We start from the raw sequence: 20,771 nt of genomic DNA, 5'->3' as shown, positions 1-20,771 counted from the left end.
GGAAGATGCAAATGCATCTTCCAAGCTTCCTATGATAGAAAGAAACGAGGGTAAAAATATGAAAAAGTTTTGTTTATTAATAGTTAGTTTATTAGTCTTCACAGGGTGTAGTAGCAGTGCAGATGAAGCAAAAAAAGTTACATGTGAACTTGATTCAGGTGCATCGCAAATCAATGAGAAAGTAAAAATCACTTATGATGGAGATAAGAAAATTACCAAGATTGTAAAAACTAAAGATGCTGCATTAATGGATTTCTATTTTGAAGATTATGAATCTATTGAAGAATTAGAAAAAGCATTTGAAGCTGATTACATCAATGAAAAGAAAGAACAACCAGGAATGGAATTTGATATTTCAGTTGATGAAGAAGAAAAAATGCTTCATGTAAAAATTACAATTGATCCAGATAAAGCAGAAGAAATTGATATGGAACGATTGGGAATTGAAGATTACAATGATTTGGAAAAACTTGTTAAAAACTTACAAGGTGATGATTACACATGTGGAGAAATTGAATAAAGTAGTTATGAAGACGAATACTTTTTCAAATAACCTTGTATGTTAAATATCAATCAGAACACCAAGGGTAAAACCTAAGTGTTCTTTTGTGCTTTTTAATAAAGCACCTAAATAATCGTTTAGAAGAAAGGAGTGTTTATGGACGTACTGATCGGGGCAATGTTTTCATTTTCGTTTATCATAACATTAGTTGGTATCTTAGTAGCGATTTTTATTGTGACTGTTTTAATCAGAATGTTTCTAAAAAAGAAATATATCAATGAACTGGCGCTTGCACGTGAAGCAAGTAACGATTTAAGAAATCGTTTATTTTCTTCCAAGTGGGATGATTTAAACAGAATATCAAGAGACCATTTAGATGTGCAGCAAAAGAAAATAGAACAACGTTTAGATTTAAGATTCAATGAGATTGCAGAAGTCTTAGATAGTTGTAATGTTCTGGTGGCTTCACTTGATGAAGAACATATGGAAGAATATGAGATGAAAGAAATCGCACATGTTTTATCTTATGTAAATGATGTAATTGAAAGTGAAAAAGATGATGTAGAAGCCTTAAATAAAGATATTGATGAAATATTAATTATGGCAAAATACACAAGACCAACACAAGAAATAAAAAGAGATACTTCAATTCATGTCAAAGAGGTTACTCCTGCATATGAAATGAGAAAACCGCAGATAAAAGAAAAAGTGACACAGGAACAAGTAATGGTTAAGGAGAAAGAAAAAATGGAATTTGATAACAATACAGATAATCATGATTCTGTAGAATCATATAATAGAACATCACCAGTGAATGAAACCGTGAGTGATGATGTTTCCGTATTAGGAAAAGGAATAGTAATTGATGGGAATGTAACTTCAAATGCATCATTGATTATTAAAGGTAGAGTAAACGGTGATGTAAGAAGTGGACAAGATGTTGATATTAATGATGGTGCACAAATTAATGGAAATATCAAAGCGGATCGATTGAACTTACAAAGTGGAAAAATTGAAGGTTCAATTGCTTCAAACCAAGATACATATATTGGTAATGACACCTATGTGAAAGGGAATATTGTATCGGCAAATATCGCTGTGAATGGATCAGTTGAAGGTGATATTCAGGCATATGAAGAGGTATCATTTTCAAGTGGTGCTCGTGTATTAGGGGATATTACAGCAATGAGTATTGATATTGAAAAAGGTGCAAGAATCGTAGGTACAATGCGAATTGGAGAGCAAACAGATACAAATAATACACAAACTAGGGAATAATCAGTTCTTAATTTATGAAGAAATCAAATCTGATTTTTATTAAAGAAACTATTATTTTTATCATTGTTTTATTTGCTTCTTCGATTACGCTTATACATGCAAGTGCACCTACTGGTGAAGTCACTACAAACGGTGATTTCAGTTATCAGAAACTAGCTGATGGCAGTTATCAGATTTTACAATATTCAGGCAATGACAAAAAAGTTGTCATTGATGATGAATATGATAATCAAAAGATAACGGCAATTTCAAATCAGGCTTTTTTTGGTGCAGATGCACTTGAAGAAATTGAGTTACATGAGGATATTAATTATGTAGCAAGCGATGTATTTGAAGAGAATCGTTATCTTAAGCGAATTATTGTACCAGAAGGAACATCGGATAAATTTGTAGAAGTACTATCTACTTCTACATTTGCAAGTAATCAGAAAATCTCCTTATATGAAAACAATAAGTTTTCAGTTTATGTAGATAATGTTAAATTAGATCAAAGTGATTATAGTATGGTATTACATTATCAGAAACAACTTGGCGATTCACTTGATATAACGATTGATATGAAACAAACACTTATGTATGTATATGAAGATGGTGCATGGAACGAAAGTGAAGAAGTAGTAACAATTAACAGTGATATTAATAAACTTACCTGGTATGTTGGTGTGGATAATCCAATAATTATTCAAAGCGGTAATCACTTATCCATACCATCTATCAGTGAAGATAACATTGGTTACTATACATTAAAATTGGAAGATGAAGTATTATTGCAGTTTGAACTTCAGATAACAAAGGAAGATACAACGAGTATTACAACAGGATTTAATCTGCCATTTGCATGGAGTGATGCAATTGTATTACTAAGTGTAGTTGGTTTATCTGGTCTCATATTAAAAAGAAGAAAGGATACATGTGGTAATTAAGATGAATGATACAAATAACAGCCATAAAATAAAAAAGAAGTTAAGAAAAACAAACTTCATATTTGAGGGGTTATCACTCATAAGAATTGTACTAATTAGTATGATTGTTTTTCTAATTGCCATTAACTGTCTTATACGTCCGACCTATATTAATGGGAACAGTATGTATCCGTTCTTAGAAGATGGGCAAATAGGTATTACCAATGTAATAGGAGTTTATGTAGGTGAAATAGAGCGATTTGATGTAGTTACGGTCTATGACCATGTAGAAGAAAAAAACCTCGCAAAACGAGTAATTGGCTTACCAGGTGAGACCTTAGAGTACCGAAATGGAACTCTATATATTAATGGAGAAGTTATTGAAGAAACGTTTCTGGATGATGATTATGTAAATGAGCAAACCAACAATGGAAGTATCCCATTTACTTCTAACTATGGGCCAATTGAATTAGGTGAGGATGAATATTTCTTATGTGGAGATAATCGACGAGTATCTAGAGATTCCAGAGAACTGGGGCCATTTGAAAAGAGTGAAATCATTAGTAAAGATTTTCTAATCGTATTCAACTAAAAAAGCCCAGCATTGGGCTTTTACTATATTATGAATTATCTTCGTTATTTGTTTTTCCAAAAAACTTAATCATTATCAAAAACCTGATTAATGTAAATACTATAATTACACCAATAATCAGTTCATAAACGAAATCAGCATGATAAATGATTAATCCTATCAGAAGAAACATCATTAAGATAAGAAATAAACCTACCAATTTCTCTTTCATAGTGTCTCCTTTCTTTTCCTGGTATGTATCTGCCAGAAATTATCTTCCTATTAGTATTTCTTATTGTTATTATATGCGATTCTAAATATAGAATACTACTAATATGAATAATTATTCACATCACTCTATCAGTACAAGGATGTGATAGGTTACCTAAATAATACCACAGGTATTATGTCTAATTGTGTTAATTAACTGTTAAGAATGAGTATAAGAAAAGGCTTCAACTGAAGCCTTTATATATTCTAAAGTAGGTTTGCATCCTTTAATATTTCTTCTACATAAGTTCCTTTTGTTTTCTTAATGAACTCATGCACAATTGCTTTTTCAAAGAATGGCAGATCCATTTCTGCTATTTTCTTTTTATCTGATAAATAATATACAGAATTAGCAAGAGTTCTGATATCATAAGCAGAAGCAAATACTTCAGGAACCCCTCTTTCTACACCAAGCAATTGATATACTGCTTCCATTGCTGTACGAACAGAGTATTCAGTAGTAAATACAGTGTCACGTTTTGTTTCAGCGAAGTTACCAATAAATGCTAAGTTTTGAGATCCTTCAGGAATAACAAGTGGACGATCTCCAGGTTCTCTTAACATAAAGTATGAAGTAATGAATGGCATGTATACTGGAATAACCGTACATGCTTCTTCAGACATACGTTCAATGTCTTCTTCAGGAACTCCCATGTGGTACATTAATTCTTGAGCAATTTCTTGTCCCGTACATTCTTCAATTGGCTTTTTGATATAGTTACCTGGTGTGTTTGATAACAGACCATATACCCAGGTAATTGTTTGTTGATCATTTTGTTCTTTAAAGTGTGGTTGTCTGTGAGTTGCAAAACTCATTAACCAGTTAGAGTCTTTAATTGTAATAATACCACCAGTTACAATTTTACCAGTACGTAACTTACGTTGCGTTAATTTTTCAAAATATGGTTCTATTTCCTTGTTTTGCCAAGTTACAGTAGCTGATACAAACCAACTTTTATCTGGAAGGTTATCACAGAATACATCTGGGTTACCAAATTCTTCTGATTGTTTTGCTAAGTTCTTCCATAATCTCCAGCTGCCACCTAAGTCATGAGTAACAGGTGCTGGTGTATGGTGATCACCTTCAGTTGAACTTTCAGTAATAGATCCATTCGTTACAAACACTAATTCATTTTCGGTTAATTCAATTTCTTCATCTTTACCAGCTTTGGTAATCAATAGTTTACGAGCAACTTTTTTCTTACCTTCAAAATCAACAATTACATTATTTACAGTTGTTTCATATTGGAAATCAACATCGTGGCTATCCAAGAAAGCCAACAATGGTTTTACCAATGATTCATATTGATTGTATCTGGTAAACTTCAGTGCAGTAAAATCAGGCAATCCTTTAATATGATGAATGAATCGCATGATATAACGACGCATTTCAATTGCAGAGTGCCATTTTTCAAAAGCAAACATTGAACACCAATATAACCAGAAATTAGATTCAAAGAATTCATCTCCAAATACATCTTCAATACGTTTACCAACTAACTGATCTTCAGCGCTCATAAATAAATTAACTAAATCTTTTTGAGCTGCTTTTGATAATGTGAACTTACCATCATCATCTACTCTTTCTCCACGGTTGTGAATAATACGACAGTTTGAGGAGTTTGGATCATCATGATCCAACCAATAAAACTCATCCAACACTGAAGCGTCCTCAACTTCTAGTGAAGGAACGGAACGAAAAGCATCCCATAGACATTCAAAGTGGTTTTCCATTTCACGACCACCACGTGTTACAAACCCATCATGAGGGATAAATTTACCATCCAATGAACCACCATTTAAAGACAATTCTTCAAAGATATGAATATTCTCACCTTTCATATGTCCATCACGAATCAAGAACACAGCAGCTGTTAATCCTGCCAGCCCTCCTCCAACAATGTATGCTGATTTTTGATCTACTCCTTCAGGTTTTCTGCTACGAGCAAATGCTTCGTAGTTTCCATTTGTATACTTCATATAATCCTCCTATCTAGCTCTCGCTATACGTCCCTAATATACACCCAACAAGAGGAAAGTGCAGTTGATATGAATGAGTAAATTTTATTGTAAATAGAAGTATAGAAAAACAACGATTCCGATGACAATTCGATACCATCCAAAAACTTGGAAATCATGTTTTTTAATATAATTAATAAAAAACTTAATTACCAGAATGGAAATAATAAATGCAGTGATTGTACCAACAAGAAGAACAATTAATTGTGATTGTGTAAAGACAAAACCAAACTTCAATAATTTAATAGCACTTAACCCAAACATCACTGGAACTGCCAGAAAGAAGGTAAACTCAGCTATTACCATTCTTGATATACCAATTAGTAATCCACCAATGATTGTGGAACCAGAACGTGATGTACCAGGAATAATTGATAGTACCTGAAATGCACCAATTGCCAGTGCATCTTTATAAGTCAATTCCGACATTGTATTAACTCGTGGGACTTTATTTTTATTCTTTCTTTCAATAACAATAAACAATATTCCGTATACAATTAAAGCAAGGGCAATCACAAGGGGTGTCTTAAAGTTTGCTTCTACATAATCATCAAAAAGTATGGTTATTACTGCACCAGGGATGCAGGCAACAACTACTTTCATCCAAAGTGAAATAATATCCATCTTAATGATTGGTTCCTTCTTTTCCTTAAACTGAAATGGAAACATTTTCTTCCAGAAGATAACAGCGACTGCAAGGATTGCACCTAACTGAATCACTACAAAAAACATTTCTTTAAATTCGCTACTCATATTAAGTTTAATAAATTCATCAACCAATAGCATATGTCCTGTGCTACTAATTGGTAACCACTCGGTAATACCTTCAATAATTCCTAGAATTATTACTTTTAATATTTCATATAAATCGATCATCACAATAACCTCCTTCATCATAATTAGTTTAATAATGATAAACCTATTATCAAGTAGAGGAATTAGAAGGGCAAGACACCAATACTCACATTATAAAAAAGCCATGACACTTTTCGTGTCATAGGCCTAAATAGAATGTTTGTTGTATTTCTTACTATTGAATAATAGTATAATTTTAATTCCAAAAAGAATAAACATAAGTGCAGCAGCATATGGCTGACGTGATGCGATAAACAATAGAATTGTGGCTGTATGAATTGCAATTGAAATTAATTTTACTATGTTTGATTTCTTTTCGTCTTTCTTAAACTGAAGGATGATTTCAATGATACCTAATACAGAAAGGAGAATCAAAAACGCAAAGTACATATAGAACGTAACTGTATTAAGATCTGGATTCGATAATAGTGATACAGTATGAACATAAGTAGGTTCCTGTTTTGCATAAAGAGGGAGAAAGATAAAGATGATAACTAAGATATCAAGCAAACCAAAAGCAAGGGTAGATAGTTTGTTTATATTACTGTCATTCTCATTTATTGCAAGTGTAATTAATTCATCATTAGACAATAATTCATCAATCGTAATATCAAATACTTCAGCAATTGATTTCAATGAATCAATATTGGGATAACCTTTTCCACTTTCCCATTTTGAAACAGCAGTTCTTGAAACAAACAATACTTTTGCCAGTTCTTCTTGAGTCATATTATTTAGTTTTCTAAGTTGTTGTAACTTCTCATTAAAATTCATATAATGACACTCCCATATTCTTTGTTTCATAGTATGCTTATAATAGTTTTTTGTCAATAAACCTCTATATCTCTGATTTGATAATAAATACTTGTAGTAGTGCTTTTACATTTGATATAATCTATTCATGAGAATAAAAGTGATTTCTAGGAATACAGAGGAGAACATCATATGTGGAGTATTGTAGGTGCATTAATATTAGCGTGGTTTCTAGCGCTGTTTGGATTTGATAATTTAATCATTGAAGGTTCAAAAGAACTCTTTAATGTGGATATTACAGTAACTGGGTATTATTTTATATTTGCAGTTATTGGAATCCTTAAAATGTTGTATTCTTCAAGAAAAAGTTGATTTTTAGTTTAAATAGTTAGTTAAATATGAGGGGATATAGATGGGAAGAGAACAAGTCAATGTAAAATTCAAAGATGAAGATAGCAAAGAATTGATTAAGCAAAGAATAAATTTAAAAATAATTGATAATAATGGGAAAAATATAGACTATTGGTTTTATGAAGGGATATATAGTTTTTATATAAATAAAAAAAATGATGATAAAGATTGTATAGGTCTAATTGAAGTTTATAACGATAATGAATTATATAGTTTTAATAATACTTATTATATTTCATCGAATGATGAAATATTTTATGCTAAAGAAAATAGTTATCATTTAGTAACATTAAAAAAACATTTAAAAAATTGGCTTCCTTTAGTCTCATTTATACTTGCATGCATTAGCTTTTACTATACTTATAATGTAAGTATAAATACAAAACGCAATTTAAATATGAATTATGAAATGATTGTTGAAAACAAAAATTCAGAAAACGATGAGGTTGTATGTAGTACGTTTTCTGATGTTTCAATTAATGATAAAGAAACAACAGATAAAATAAATACAGGCTTAATTTCATTTAGTTTAGAAAAAAAAGGTGATTCAGGTGACTTTTTAGAATCTTATCTTGCTTATGTTTCAAATAATGATGAAGTATCAATTACTGAGTTTGCAGAAAATAAAAAGAATCACTATACTGCATTGGTAATTGGTGCAGATGACTTTGAAGTTAGTGCAGATGTTGAAAGTATGGATAATTCATTATGGAACTGCTTTCAACACGGAGAAACACATTTTTTAGCTGGTTATTCAAATAAAGATTTATCGGAGTGGTATTATTCTGTTCATATTATATTACAAGGTTACAATGGATCATATCAATTTTTTAGTATTATATATTATCCGGTTCAGAAACAAGAGATTTATCCTCATACTAAATATGAATTTGAACGTTTAAATTATGGTTTGAATCATACTAATTATGATTATGCAGTTATAACGGATACAAGTTTATATGATAAGTCAAGAATGATTGAAATTGCAAATGCTATATGGCCAGATGAAAAAAAAGAGGGAGAATTGACAAATGCTAAGTATACGAGTTTGGTAGAGCGAATAGAAGATGAAAGAAAAATAATTAAAGAGAAATTAGGTGCTGATTAGAAGTCGAAAAGCAGTATTTTCATTTTTCAAAAGCTAAACTTAAAAAGTACATATTTGACACGGTAACTTCCATTCGTTATATTAAGATAGTAAGAGGTAACTACTATGGATAAAGAACTCATTATTGTTTTAAAAGCATTAAGTGATGAAAATAGAATTAAGATATTTCGTATTCTAAAAGAACAGGGAGAACGATGTGCCTGTGACCTTCTGGAGGATTTAAATATTGTTCAATCCACTTTATCACACCATATGAAAATATTAGTAGATTCTGGATTAGTGGATGCTAAAAAAAGTGGGAAGTGGATGAATTATACAATTAGTAAAGATTTATGTTCAAAAACCAGAACATCGATATTAGAGTTATTTGATGGCACTTGTACCAAGTAGAAGAAGTTTATATTTCTTCTTTTTTTTTAAGAAAACATATTGACATATATCGATATGTTAGTATAATTTAAATATCGATAATTATCGATGTGTAAAAAGGAGAAAGATATGTGGAGTTTTATTCAGGAACAAATTCTAGGGATGAACTGGTTAAATGAACTTATTGGTAATTTATTAACTAGCCTAGGATTAGATATAAGTGGTCAATTAGGCGGGAGTATTCAATTCTTTATTTATGATACAATCAAAATTTTAGTGTTGTTATCCGTATTGATTTTTGGAATATCCTATATTCAAAGTTATTTCCCACCAGAACGAACAAAGAAAATTCTAGGAAGGTTTAAAGGAATATGGGCGAATGTGATTAGTGCCTTATTAGGAACTATTACACCTTTTTGTAGCTGTTCATCAATTCCTATCTTCATGGGATTTACAAGTGCAGGATTACCAGTAGGTGTAACATTTTCATTTCTGATTTCATCACCAATGGTTGATTTAGGATCGTTAGTGTTGCTGATGTCTATCTTTGGTTGGGAGATTGCAATTGTTTATGTCGTTGTTGGATTAATTCTTGCTGTATTTGGTGGTTTACTAATCGAGAAGTTGGGAATGGAGAAGTATGTAGAGAAGTTTATTAAAGATGCACCTAATGTTGCTATTGATGATGAAACAACAACAAGAAAAGAAAGAATCACGTTTGCCAAAGAACAGGTAATATCAACATTTAAAAAAGTATTTCCATATGTTATTGTTGGAGTAGGAATTGGTGCAGTCATTCATAATGTATTGCCAGAAGAATTTATTCAACGTATATTAGGAGAAGATAATCCTTTCTCTGTAATACTGGCTACAGTTGTAGGAATTCCAATGTATGCAGATATCTTTGGTACCATTCCAATTGCAGAAGCGTTATATGCCAAAGGTGTAGGATTAGGTACTGTATTATCCTTTATGATGGCAGTAACTGCTTTATCTCTTCCATCAATTATTATGTTGAAACGTGCAGTAAAGCCTAAGCTGTTAGTAACATTCATTGCTATTGTTGGTATTGGTATTATTATCATTGGTTATGGATTTAATACATTTCAGTATTTATTTTAAGTAAGAGGAGGACGATGAAATGAAATTATTTGGAAAAAAGAAGAATGATTGTGGTTGCAGCACAAGTAATGCTGATCGAGGTGTAGAAGGTGCAGATGTAAAAGTATTAGGTGCAGGTTGTGCAAAATGCGTGGAACTTACAAATAATGCAAAACAGGCACTTTCTGAACTAAACAAGTCTACGGATATTGAGAAGGTTACAGATATGAGTGAAATTGCAGCTTATGGTGTGATGTCAACTCCTGCACTTGTTTACAAAGGCAAAGTAGTTAGTTATGGTAAAGTATTAACAGTAGATCAAATCAAAGAACTTTTATAAGGAGATAAGATGGATATAGTTGTACGTAAGATGACAGTTGAAGACTGGGATGCAGTTGCTGAAATCTATAAACAAGGAGTAGATACGAATATGGCAACTTTTCAAAGTGATATTCCAACATATGAAGATTGGAATAAATCTCATTTAGAGGAGTTACGCTATGTTGCATGTATCAATCAGCAAGTAGTAGGATGGATTGAATTAAGCCCAATCTCTTCAAGATGTGTATACAGTGGAGTATGCGAAGTAAGTGTTTATGTCCACAATGATTTTGCTGGTAATGGAATTGCATCTAAACTATATAATATAATGATTGAAGCATCAGAAAAAGCAGGAATATGGACGCTTCAGGTAGGAATTATGGAAGATAATGTTGCCAGCGTCCAACTACATAAAAAAGTAGGATTTCGAGAAGTTGGGTATCGTGAACGAATTGGAAAAGATCGATTTGGTAATTGGCGAAATACAATTCTAATGGAACGACGAAGCAAGGTGATAGAATGAAAAAAGTAGCATTTATTTGTGTACACAATTCTTGTCGCTCACAAATGGCAGAAGCACTAGCAAAATATTACTGTGCAGATATATTTGAAGCCTATAGTGCAGGAACTGAAATCAAAGATGAAATTAATAAGGATGCTGTAAAGATAATGAAACAACTATATTCCATTGATATGAAAGAAACTCAATATTCTAAATTAATTGCAGATATTCCTAAAGTAGATATTGTCATTACAATGGGTTGTAATGTTGATTGTCCAATGATTCCTAGTGAATATCGTGAAGATTGGGGATTGGATGATCCTAGTGGAAAAGGAATGCTTGAATTTGAAAAGACAGCTAGATTAATCGAGAAGAAAGCTTTTGATTTAAGAGAACGAATACAACAAGGTAAACTATAAAAGAAGCCCATCTAGGGCTTCTTTGAGTTTATACGATAAGATTTTGGTGACTGATGAAACAATGAAGTAAATTTCTTATAGAAGTAAGAAGGGTTAGAACAGCCTACTTCATCAATGATTTCATTAATTGTTTTATTTGTATTTGTAAGTAGAAATGATGCATTGGTTAATTGTTGAGTTAATTTCAGTTCTTGAAAAGTAGAACCAGTTTTTTTCTTAATTAGATTGCTGAGGTAATTTTGATTAAAATTAAAATTATCAGCTAATGATGATAATGTACAAGTTTTATAATTATCTTCAATATATTTTAATATGGAAATTATTAATTGATCACTCTTTGAATCAATATATTCAGAATTGGTATTATCATATATTGAATTAATAAGTTCAAGAAATACTAATGCCATATAAGTTTTATTAAGTTCATTGTAACAAATGCTAGGGGCGTAGTATTCACATAATAGTGATTGAACAATATTATGAAAACGAAAATTTTCTGCAGTCTTAAAGATTAAATACTTATTATGTTCCTGAGAGTTAGATAATGTACTTAATAGAAAATTTGTAATTAAGCCTTTATCTGATAATCGATTTAGAAATCCATCGTTGAAGTAAGATTTTCGAAAAACAAAGTTAATAACAATATCATTTTCCCCTTTTTCACTTGTAGCACAATGATGCGTATTAGAATCAAGAATACAAACATCCCCCTTATGTAAGGTTATTTCCTGGGTGTTGATAAGAAAAGTGCAAGAGCCTTCATATACATAATTCATTTCCATATCTTTATGATAATGCATAGGAATTGTAGTAAATCTTGTTTCCTTAACAACTGCGAATTCTTCATCTTTTAAGGTATTAACAAAATCAAACATATAACAAATTTCTCCATTGTGAATAGCTGGAGTCATTTTTTTATAAAAAGGACTTAGTTCACCTGGATGTTCAAGATGCCATTGTTCACTTTTAGTAACATGATGTAAGAAGTAGTTTAATTCATGTAAATCCATAGAAACCCCCAAAAAATGTAAATATGATATAAAATCAATGAAAATATGTTATTTTCACATATTAGTTATACTGAGATAATATCATTGTAAGCTAGCTAATGCAAATGAGTACTCGTAGAAAGTAGAGGAGTGAATTATATGAATACAGGTTTTCCAAAAGATTTTTTATGGGGAGGAGCAATCTCTTGTTCACAAGCAGATGGAGGGTTTCTTCAAGATGGTAAAGGAGTATCAACACAGGACTTAAGATATTTAAACCCTGCCTGGAATCGAGATGAGGTAGAAGAAAAACATCATAATAGTCCATTCTCAAAAGCAGAATTTGATACTGCATTAAAAGATATGGGAGTAGAGTTCTATCCAAACCGAAGAGGAATTGATTTCTATAACAAGTACAAAGAAGACATTGCACTGTTCTCAGAGATGGGAATGAACGTGTTTAGAACGTCAATCTGCTGGTCACGTATTTTTCCAAATGGGGATGATGTGAAACCAAATGAGAAAGGGTTACAGTATTATCGTGATATGTTTGCAGAATGTCAGAAAAAAGGTATGAAGGTATTTGCTACAATTCTTCATTATGATATCCCCGTTAATCTAGTAACAAAGTATGGTGGATGGAAGAATCGAAAAACCATTGATCTGTTTGTGGACTATGTAAAAGTGTTATTTGAAAATCTAGGTGATTTAGTAGACTATTGGTTACCAATTAACGAATTTAATGCTGGTAGATTTGCCCCATGGGATGGAGTATGTTTAATTCCAGGTGAAGAAGAAAATATGAATCAAGCTATTTTCCAATGTTTGCATCATCAATTCTTAGCACATGCTAGAATTGTAAAGATGGGACATGAAATGATGCCAGACTCACAAATTGGTGGAATGATTGCCAGATTCACTACTTATCCTGCAACTTGTAAACCAGAAGATGCATTACAGGCAATTCATGATGACCAGTATGCAAATTGGTTTTATACCGATATAATGGCAAGAGGTAAATATCCTAAGTATATGGAACGTTATTTTGATCGATTTAATATAAAGATTCAAATGGAAGAAGATGATGAAAGAATTTTACGTGAAGGAACAGTAGATTACTTGTCATTCTCTTATTATTTCTCACAAGTTGCTACAAGTGATCAAGGTTGGGAAAAGACAGCTGGAAATCTAATTATGGCAAATAAGAATCCATATCTTGAAACAAGTGAATGGGGATGGCAAATGGATCCAATTGGTTTAAGAATTACATTAAACCAGATGTATGATCGTTATGAATTACCATTGTTTATTGCAGAAAATGGATTGGGTACTAGTGATGTTCTTGAAGTAGATGGAAGTATTCATGATGATTATCGAATTGATTATTTAAAATCTCATATTGAACAAATGAAAGAGGCAATTATTGACGGTGTTGAAGTGTTGGGATACACGATGTGGGGAATTATTGATATTGTATCTTGTGGTCCGTTAACAATGGATAAACGATATGGAGTTATTTATGTAGACTTAGATAATGGTGGGTTAGGAAGTGGAAACCGCTATAAAAAGGATAGTTTCTATTGGTATAAGCATATAATTGAAACAAATGGGAAGGAACTATAAACTATAGGAGGCAAGAAAATGAATAATAAGGATTTAGCAAAACGTATTATTGAATTGCTTGGAAGTAAGGGTAACATAACAAATGCACTTCACTGTGTAACTCGTTTAAGATTCAATTTAAAAGATGACAGCAAAGCTGACATTGAAGCGATTGAAAAATTAGATGGAGTCATTGGTGTTCAAATAAAAAATGGACAATATCAGGTGATTATTGGACCTAATGTAGGCAGTGTATTTGAAGAAGTAAAACCATTATTAGATATTAAGGATGAAAATGTTGAAACTGTAAAGAAGAAGTTTAGTGTAGATATGATCCTAGATGTATTATCTGGTATCTTCTCACCAATATTACCTGCATTAGTTGCAGGTGGGATGTTAAAAGGGTTATTAGCTTTAGCCCAAGGATTAGGATTCTTTGCTGATGGAGCAGAAACTTATGTCATATTAGATATTATTTCAGATATTCCATTTTACTTTTTACCATTCCTATTAGCATTATCATCAGCAAGAAAATTTAAGGTAAATGATTATCTGGCATTGTGTGTGGCTGGAGCATTGTTGTATCCAACCTTTGTAGATGCAATTGGTGGTGATACTAGTCCATTTAGTTTCTTAGGAATTACAATACCTGTATTCAAATATGCAAGTTCAGTTTTCCCAGTTATTTTAGGAGTTGGATTATTAGCAATTGTGTATCGATTCATTGATCGCTTTATTCCAGAAGTTTTAAAAATGGTCGTAGTACCAACGGTATCATTAGTAATTACTATTCCATTAGCATTACTATTCTTAGCGCCACTAGGAGCATATGGTGGTATTTACTTAGCAGATGGCATTGTTTGGATGTTTGATACTCTAGGACCGATAGCAGGATTCCTGTTAGGATTCTTTATGCCATTAATTGTCCTTGCAGGAATGCATCAGTCAACATCACCAATTCAGATTCAAAACATTGCATCTCTGGGATATGACTATTTACTACCGATTTCTTTCTGTCACAATATGGCAGAATCAGGTGCTGCATTTGGAGCTGCTTTAAGAATAAAAGATAAAGAAATGAGAGCAGCAGCCTTTTCAACCAGTTTCTCTGCATTTCTAGGAATCTCTGAGCCAGCACTGTTTACTGTGAATGTAGTAAGAAGAACTCCACTTATCTGTGCAATGATTGCGACAGGAGTAGGAGGAGCACTAACAACCATGCTAACCGTTAAATGTTTCGCATTTGTTATGCCAGGAATAACTTCATTACCAATCTATTCAAATCCAGACGGAACAATGACAAATCTGTTATTAATGATTTTATGTATTGGAGCTACCTTTGTAATTGCAGCTGTTCTAACATTTATATTTAGTTCAAATTCAGAAGTGAAAAAAGAAAGAATTGAAAACTAATATATATAGTTTAATTAGTATAAAAAATGACATCTTATGTAAATGTAGGGTGTCATTTTACATGTAACATCTAATTTGTAAAGTTCATACTGAGTTCATATTCGTTTAATGTTTAGTTTAAAAACATCTTTTATACTGTTGATTATAAAGAGAGGTAGTTATCATGATTCAGTTAAAAAAGATTAAGAAAACATATACAACTGGAGATTTTACTCAAGTTGCATTAAACGAAATAGATTTAAGTTTTCGCGCAAATGAGTTTGTTGCAATACTGGGACAAAGTGGTAGTGGTAAAACAACATTATTAAATATACTTGGAGGATTGGATCAATACGATAGTGGTGATTTGATTATCAATGGCAGATCCACAAAAAACTTTAAAGATTCTGATTGGGATGCCTATCGAAATAACAGTGTGGGATTTGTATTCCAGAGTTATAATCTGATACCTCACTTAAATATTCTAGATAATATTGAAATGAGTATGACCTTATCTGGAATTTCAATGTCTGAGAAAAAAGAAAGAGCACTTGAAGTATTAGAGCGTGTAGGACTTAAAGAACATGCGAAAAAGAAACCAAATCAATTATCTGGTGGACAGATGCAAAGAGTCGCCATTGCAAGAGCATTGGTAAATAATCCGGATATTATATTAGCGGATGAACCAACTGGAGCACTTGATAGCGAAACAAGTGTTCAAATCATGGATTTAATTAGCGAAATAGCGAAAGATAAGTTAGTAGTTATGGTTACTCATAATCCAGACTTGGCAAAAAGTTACGCAGATCGTATTGTGGAATTGTCAGATGGTTCAGTAGTAAGTGACAGTGATCCTTACAGTGAAAAAGATGAAGTAGATAACTACAACCCAAAGAAAACAAGTATGAGTTTCTTTACTGCGTTAAAGTTATCAGGAAAGAATATTCTGGCCAAGAAATGGCGAACAGCATTAACTTCGTTCGCTTCCAGTATTGGAATTATTGGTGTAGCATTAGTTCTTGCATTATCCAATGGATTTGATATTCAAATCAGTGAATATGAAAAAGGGACCTTATCAAACTATCCAATTCAAATTACTCAGACAGCAATGAATATTGATATGTCAGCGATGGGTAATGATGAGGAAGAAGCAGTTGAGTATCCTAAAGATGAAGTAGTGTATTCATATGACTCGTCTGAAAATAATGTAACTCATACAAATACGATTACTGAAGAGTATGTAGATTATGTGGAAGATATGGATTCATCTTTAATTGATGGAATTTCTTATACTCGTAGTGTAAATATGAATATTTTAAAAATGGAAGATGGAAAGGCAACCTCAGTAAATCAATCAACTGCAGGTTTCTCAACTTATCCAAGTAAAAGTGAAAGTACTGATAGTGATTTTCTAGAAGAAAATTATGATGTACTTGCTGGTTCACTACCAAAAGATACAAATGATATTGTATTAATTGTAGATGAATACAATCAGGTTGATGTATCTATATTAAACGAATTAGGACTTACTTCAGATGATGAAGAAATTAAGTTTGATGATATCGTAGGAACAGAATACAAGTTATTATACAATGATGATTACTATACAAAATCTGGAGATTATTATGTTGTAAATGGTACACCTACTGATTTATCTGATTTATATAATTCTGAAAATGCAGAAACCTTAACTGTAACAGGAATTATTAGAATCAAAGAAGATACAAATGTTTCTGGCTTATCAACAGGAATCGCTTATTCTGATGATTTAGCTAAGAAATTTATTGAAAATGCAAAACAATCAGAAGTTGTGCTTGCACAAGAGGCAGCAGACTATAATGTATTGAATGGTTCTGTATTTTCTTCAAATGATAGTTCTGGAAGCACAATGGGTGGTAGAAATACTAGTTCACTAGGAAGCACACAAACCAAAGATGATGTGTTAGCACAATTGGGTGCTTCATCAGTTCCAACTTCAATATCTATTTATCCTGTTGATTTTGATTCAAAAGAGAAAATAACGGAATACTTGGATGATTGGAATGATGGATTAGCGGATACAGATCAAATTCAATATACTGATATGGCAGAAATGATTACAACTCTATCAGGTAGTATCATGAGTGCAATTACCATTGTATTAGTAGCCTTTGCGGCAATCTCGCTGGTTGTATCAATGATTATGATTGGAATCATCATTTATATTTCCGTACTGGAAAGAACACGAGAAATTGGTGTACTGCGTTCACTTGGAGCACGTAAGAAAGATATTACACGTGTGTTCAATGCAGAAACATTTATCATAGGAACATGTTCAGGATTGTTAGGAATTTTGATTGCATATTTACTGACATTCCCAGTAAACTCAGTTCTTGAAGGAATGACTGATTTGGCTAATATTGCTCAGCTAGATCCAGTTGTTGCAATTGGACTAGTAGCATTAAGTGTTATTCTTACAATGATTGGTGGATTTATTCCGGCTAAGATGGCGGCGAAAAAAGATCCAGTAGAGGCGTTAAGAAGTGAATAGATAAAGGTATGAGAAGACAAATATAAATTTGTCTTCTTTTATGTTTAAATATATTAAAATAACGACTAATTAAGTATTCTAGGTGTCTTTACTTTCTTATGGAAATGAAATAGAATGAGTTAGAAAGTGTATATTAAATAATAGTTGCATAATATTTAAACTTATTGGAAAAAAATCATTAGTTTAATGGGTTAAAATTTGTATGATAGCTAATCAAAATGGTATAACATCAGTAAGAAATTATTGGTTATATTGAATGAAATGAATTAATTGAAAGGTAACTGAAAAATGAAAGAAGAATTATTCTTGCAACTAAAAATTGGTATGACAATTGCAGAGGTTGAAAATCGATTAAATGAATCAATAGAACTTGAACATTATGAAAAGAGTGGATATAGTTATGAATTTATAAAATACGTAGAAGGAGTGCAACTATTTTTTAAAGGAACTCCACTTTTATTAGATACTATTCGCTTTGAAGCTCCATTCAGCCATGAAGTTGATGGAGTCAAAATAGGATTAACAAAAAATGAAGTAAAAAAAATTAAGGGGACTGCTATACGCAAGGATCCGTTTCCATATGATTATCCAAATACCGTATGGTATTACAATAGTGATATCTATAATAAAAGTATTAGATATGATTTTGAAAAAACTAGAAATGGAAAATGTATAGTTATATTTCTCTAAATTTAAATTCATATAATTAATGTAATAACTGATACAACTAGATATAGAGAAAATAAATGATAATAAAAGATAAGGAGGTTTTTAATGTTTTACAATTCATTCCCTGTTAAATTAAATTCAGACTTGAAAATAGTTTCAGAATTAATTCCTTCTAAAACCTTTAATAACGTTTCTTCTGCATTTTATGGAGATATGATTGAATATAATTTAAAAGATGAAACGGTTAGAATACCATATCGAATGTATTTTATAGATGTAGATGATACTATATATCACCAACTAACTGAAACACAAAAGATTATCTTATGTTGTATTTATACAAGAAGCTGCGAGGGTTTTATTAGAGAAAAATATTTAAAGAAACTATTGGAAATTGATTTTCCTTACTGGGCAATTCCTTTCATTGTAAAGCTTTGTGATGAGTATGTTATAGAAATTTTGTATACTACTTATGATTACTTAAAAGGAAGGGACAATAGCGATATTATTGAATTTTGTCTAAATAATAAGGCAATTGTAAATAGAGGATATAATAGAATGATTAGCTATTGGAATGAATTCTACCGTGATAAAGAATATCGATTTCACAACTATATAGGAAGGCTTTTATACAGGGAATGCTTTGGATATAATCGCAGTTTTTCTTAATCAATTATGATAGAATTATCACGGTTTCTCATGATTTTTTGATGAAATTTCAAGAACTCTGTTGACAAAATTAAAAAGTTAACCTAAGATGTAAGTACAAACAAATATTAGATTGTTACTCTTTGAGGCATTACTATACTGAATGGGATTTCTATTTGGGGTGCTTTTGGAGTTTTTTTTACGTTTAGGAGAAAAAAGATGTTTAAGTTATTTAGAAAGAAAGATATTGACTACAATATATATTCGCCAGTTAATGGTAAGCAAATTGCTTTAGAAGAAGTAAATGATAAAGTATTTGCTTCGAAGATGATGGGTGAAGGTGTTGCGTTTCAAAACATTGATGGCGTAGTTATCGCACCATGTGATGGGGAAATTGTGATGGTTCCTGATTCAAAGCATGCTGTAGGAATGAAAGCGCTATGTGGTATTGAACTGCTCTTGCATATTGGCTTAGATACCGTTAAACTCAAAGGAGAGGGGTTTGAGGTATTGGTTAAAGTTGGTGATAGAATATCGAAAGGTGATTCACTTGTGAAAGTTGATTTAGAGTTTATGAACAGTAAGGGAATTGATCTTACAACACCAATGATTATAACGGATGCTGATGATAAAGGAATTACTGTAATTGGGAATGATAGTGTGAGGAAAGGTGAAAATATTGTTATCGAAGTAGAAAAGTAAAAAGGGGTTATATACATGAAAGTTATAAAAAAGATAAATAACAATGTAGCTATTTGTCTGGATAGTCAAGGACATGAATTAATAGCCTTTGGAAGTGGGATTGGATATACTCCCATACCTTACGATTTGAAAGACCTGAGTATTATTAAGAGAACCTATTATGGAATAGATAAGAAGTATCTGGGATTATTAAATGAGATTGATGAGAAGATATTTGAAGTCAGTTCGGATATTATTGATTTTGCGAAAAGAAGAATTAAAAGCGAGTTAAATCCAAATTTAGTATTTACACTTGCAGATCATATTAATTTTTCAATTGAACGATATAAAAAAGGAATTATTGCAAATAATCCATTACATTATGATGTTCAGCATTTATATCCTACCGAGGTAGAGATTGGAACAATATCTCTAAAGTTTATTGAAAGAGAATTAAAGATACACTTGCCTCAAAGTGAAGCAATCAGTATTGCAATTCATTTCATTAATGCAGAAGAACGATACATTTCTTCCAATGTTGGATATGATCGTGAAAAGATTAATGATGAAGTAACAGAGATTATAGAGAAGCAAAGAAATCAGAAGATTAATCGCAATAGTTTTAATTATTCAAGGTTTGTGACCCACTTGCAGTATTTATTAAAAAGACAAGATTCTAATACTGCAATCAGTAGTGAAAATACCAAACTATTTGAATCAATTAAAGATGAATTTCCAGATACCTATTTATGTGTAAAGGAAATTAAAGAATATTTAAAAATCGAAATTGGATGGGAACCGAATGATGAAGAGTTATTATATTTGATGCTTCATGTGAATCGGTTATGTTCAAGAGAGGATTGTTACCAGTAGGGCATT

Annotated in this window: 23 protein-coding genes; 18 read left to right on the top strand and 5 right to left on the bottom strand. The window is 31.5% G+C overall.

Features of this window, described 5'->3' with window-relative positions:
- Window positions 1-58 precede the first annotated feature (58 nt).
- The 4 genes from J2S15_RS15760 (at window position 59) to lepB (ending at window position 3,274) form a co-directional block, all read left to right on the top strand.
- The gene (locus J2S15_RS15760; protein ID WP_307410057.1) at window positions 59-520 is read left to right on the top strand and encodes a hypothetical protein; all 462 of its coding nucleotides are present in this window, start codon (window positions 59-61) and stop codon (window positions 518-520) included.
- Window positions 521-658: 138 nt separating this feature from the next.
- Window positions 659-1,780: a bactofilin family protein gene (locus tag J2S15_RS15755; protein WP_307410055.1), complete on the top strand. Its 1,122-nt coding sequence runs from the start codon at window positions 659-661 to the stop codon at window positions 1,778-1,780.
- 14 nt (window positions 1,781-1,794) lie between these two features.
- Window positions 1,795-2,703 (top strand): hypothetical protein, encoded by a 909-nt coding sequence (locus tag J2S15_RS15750; RefSeq protein ID WP_307410053.1) that lies wholly within the window; start codon window positions 1,795-1,797, stop codon window positions 2,701-2,703.
- Window position 2,704: 1 nt separating this feature from the next.
- Complete coding sequence (gene lepB, locus J2S15_RS15745) at window positions 2,705-3,274, top strand: signal peptidase I (protein ID WP_307410052.1); 570 nt, start codon at window positions 2,705-2,707, stop codon at window positions 3,272-3,274.
- A 28-nt stretch (window positions 3,275-3,302) separates the two neighbouring features.
- On the opposite strand, the gene J2S15_RS15740 is transcribed toward lepB, so the two are convergent.
- From J2S15_RS15740 to J2S15_RS15725, 4 genes are all read right to left on the bottom strand, one after another.
- Complete coding sequence (locus J2S15_RS15740) at window positions 3,303-3,485, bottom strand: hypothetical protein (RefSeq protein WP_307410050.1); 183 nt, start codon at window positions 3,483-3,485, stop codon at window positions 3,303-3,305.
- Window positions 3,486-3,730: 245 nt separating this feature from the next.
- Window positions 3,731-5,503, bottom strand: coding sequence for an oleate hydratase (locus tag J2S15_RS15735; protein WP_307410049.1), 1,773 nt, complete (start codon window positions 5,501-5,503; stop codon window positions 3,731-3,733).
- An 84-nt stretch (window positions 5,504-5,587) separates the two neighbouring features.
- Window positions 5,588-6,415: an undecaprenyl-diphosphate phosphatase gene (locus tag J2S15_RS15730; RefSeq protein WP_442319970.1), complete on the bottom strand. Its 828-nt coding sequence runs from the start codon at window positions 6,413-6,415 to the stop codon at window positions 5,588-5,590.
- A gap of 129 nt (window positions 6,416-6,544) precedes the next feature.
- The gene (locus tag J2S15_RS15725) at window positions 6,545-7,171 is read right to left on the bottom strand and encodes a helix-turn-helix domain-containing protein (RefSeq protein WP_307410045.1); all 627 of its coding nucleotides are present in this window, start codon (window positions 7,169-7,171) and stop codon (window positions 6,545-6,547) included.
- 171 nt (window positions 7,172-7,342) lie between these two features.
- Here J2S15_RS15725 and J2S15_RS15720 point away from each other — a divergent pair, with 171 nt between their 5' ends.
- From J2S15_RS15720 to J2S15_RS15690, 7 genes are all read left to right on the top strand, one after another.
- Window positions 7,343-7,522: a hypothetical protein gene (locus J2S15_RS15720; protein ID WP_307410043.1), complete on the top strand. Its 180-nt coding sequence runs from the start codon at window positions 7,343-7,345 to the stop codon at window positions 7,520-7,522.
- 40 nt (window positions 7,523-7,562) lie between these two features.
- Complete coding sequence (locus J2S15_RS15715) at window positions 7,563-8,669, top strand: hypothetical protein (protein ID WP_307410042.1); 1,107 nt, start codon at window positions 7,563-7,565, stop codon at window positions 8,667-8,669.
- A gap of 105 nt (window positions 8,670-8,774) precedes the next feature.
- Window positions 8,775-9,059 (top strand): ArsR/SmtB family transcription factor, encoded by a 285-nt coding sequence (locus J2S15_RS15710; RefSeq protein WP_307410040.1) that lies wholly within the window; start codon window positions 8,775-8,777, stop codon window positions 9,057-9,059.
- A gap of 108 nt (window positions 9,060-9,167) precedes the next feature.
- Window positions 9,168-10,160 (top strand): permease, encoded by a 993-nt coding sequence (locus J2S15_RS15705; RefSeq protein WP_307410038.1) that lies wholly within the window; start codon window positions 9,168-9,170, stop codon window positions 10,158-10,160.
- Window positions 10,161-10,179: 19 nt separating this feature from the next.
- Entirely contained in the window at window positions 10,180-10,479 is a 300-nt protein-coding gene (locus tag J2S15_RS15700; protein WP_307410035.1) for a thioredoxin family protein, read from the top strand.
- 9 nt (window positions 10,480-10,488) lie between these two features.
- Complete coding sequence (locus J2S15_RS15695) at window positions 10,489-10,983, top strand: GNAT family N-acetyltransferase (RefSeq protein ID WP_307410034.1); 495 nt, start codon at window positions 10,489-10,491, stop codon at window positions 10,981-10,983.
- Complete coding sequence (locus tag J2S15_RS15690; RefSeq protein WP_307410032.1) at window positions 10,980-11,381, top strand: arsenate reductase ArsC; 402 nt, start codon at window positions 10,980-10,982, stop codon at window positions 11,379-11,381. Before J2S15_RS15695 ends, J2S15_RS15690 begins: the two co-directional genes overlap by 4 nt.
- Window positions 11,382-11,392: 11 nt before the next feature.
- Here the strand turns inward: J2S15_RS15690 and J2S15_RS15685 are convergent, their stop codons facing one another.
- Window positions 11,393-12,391, bottom strand: coding sequence for an AraC family transcriptional regulator (locus J2S15_RS15685; protein ID WP_307410030.1), 999 nt, complete (start codon window positions 12,389-12,391; stop codon window positions 11,393-11,395).
- Between the two features lie 138 nt (window positions 12,392-12,529).
- On the opposite strand from J2S15_RS15685, the gene J2S15_RS15680 reads away from it, so the two are divergent.
- The 7 genes from J2S15_RS15680 to J2S15_RS15650 all read left to right on the top strand — a co-directional run bounded on the left by J2S15_RS15680 (window position 12,530) and on the right by J2S15_RS15650 (window position 20,765).
- Window positions 12,530-13,993, top strand: a complete 1,464-nt coding sequence (locus J2S15_RS15680; RefSeq protein WP_307410028.1) for a glycoside hydrolase family 1 protein — start codon at window positions 12,530-12,532, stop codon at window positions 13,991-13,993.
- Between the two features lie 18 nt (window positions 13,994-14,011).
- A complete protein-coding gene (locus J2S15_RS15675) occupies window positions 14,012-15,385 on the top strand; it encodes a PTS transporter subunit EIIC (RefSeq protein WP_307410026.1) in 1,374 nt (457 codons plus the stop codon).
- A gap of 163 nt (window positions 15,386-15,548) precedes the next feature.
- A complete protein-coding gene (locus J2S15_RS15670) occupies window positions 15,549-17,894 on the top strand; it encodes an ABC transporter ATP-binding protein/permease (RefSeq protein WP_307410024.1) in 2,346 nt (781 codons plus the stop codon).
- Window positions 17,895-18,182: 288 nt separating this feature from the next.
- Window positions 18,183-18,584, top strand: coding sequence for a hypothetical protein (locus J2S15_RS15665; protein WP_307410022.1), 402 nt, complete (start codon window positions 18,183-18,185; stop codon window positions 18,582-18,584).
- A gap of 84 nt (window positions 18,585-18,668) precedes the next feature.
- Window positions 18,669-19,232, top strand: coding sequence for a hypothetical protein (locus tag J2S15_RS15660; protein WP_307410021.1), 564 nt, complete (start codon window positions 18,669-18,671; stop codon window positions 19,230-19,232).
- A 198-nt stretch (window positions 19,233-19,430) separates the two neighbouring features.
- A complete protein-coding gene (locus J2S15_RS15655) occupies window positions 19,431-19,913 on the top strand; it encodes a PTS sugar transporter subunit IIA (protein ID WP_307410019.1) in 483 nt (160 codons plus the stop codon).
- A gap of 15 nt (window positions 19,914-19,928) precedes the next feature.
- A complete protein-coding gene (locus tag J2S15_RS15650; protein ID WP_307410017.1) occupies window positions 19,929-20,765 on the top strand; it encodes a PRD domain-containing protein in 837 nt (278 codons plus the stop codon).
- The last annotated feature ends 6 nt before the right edge of the window (window positions 20,766-20,771 follow it).

The sequence above is a fragment of the Breznakia pachnodae genome (assembly GCF_030814225.1).
Classification (GTDB): domain Bacteria; phylum Bacillota_I; class Bacilli_A; order Erysipelotrichales; family Erysipelotrichaceae; genus Breznakia; species Breznakia pachnodae.
The sequence above is the reverse complement of the archived record's forward strand: the minus strand, read 5'-3'. Positions and strand labels throughout refer to the sequence as shown.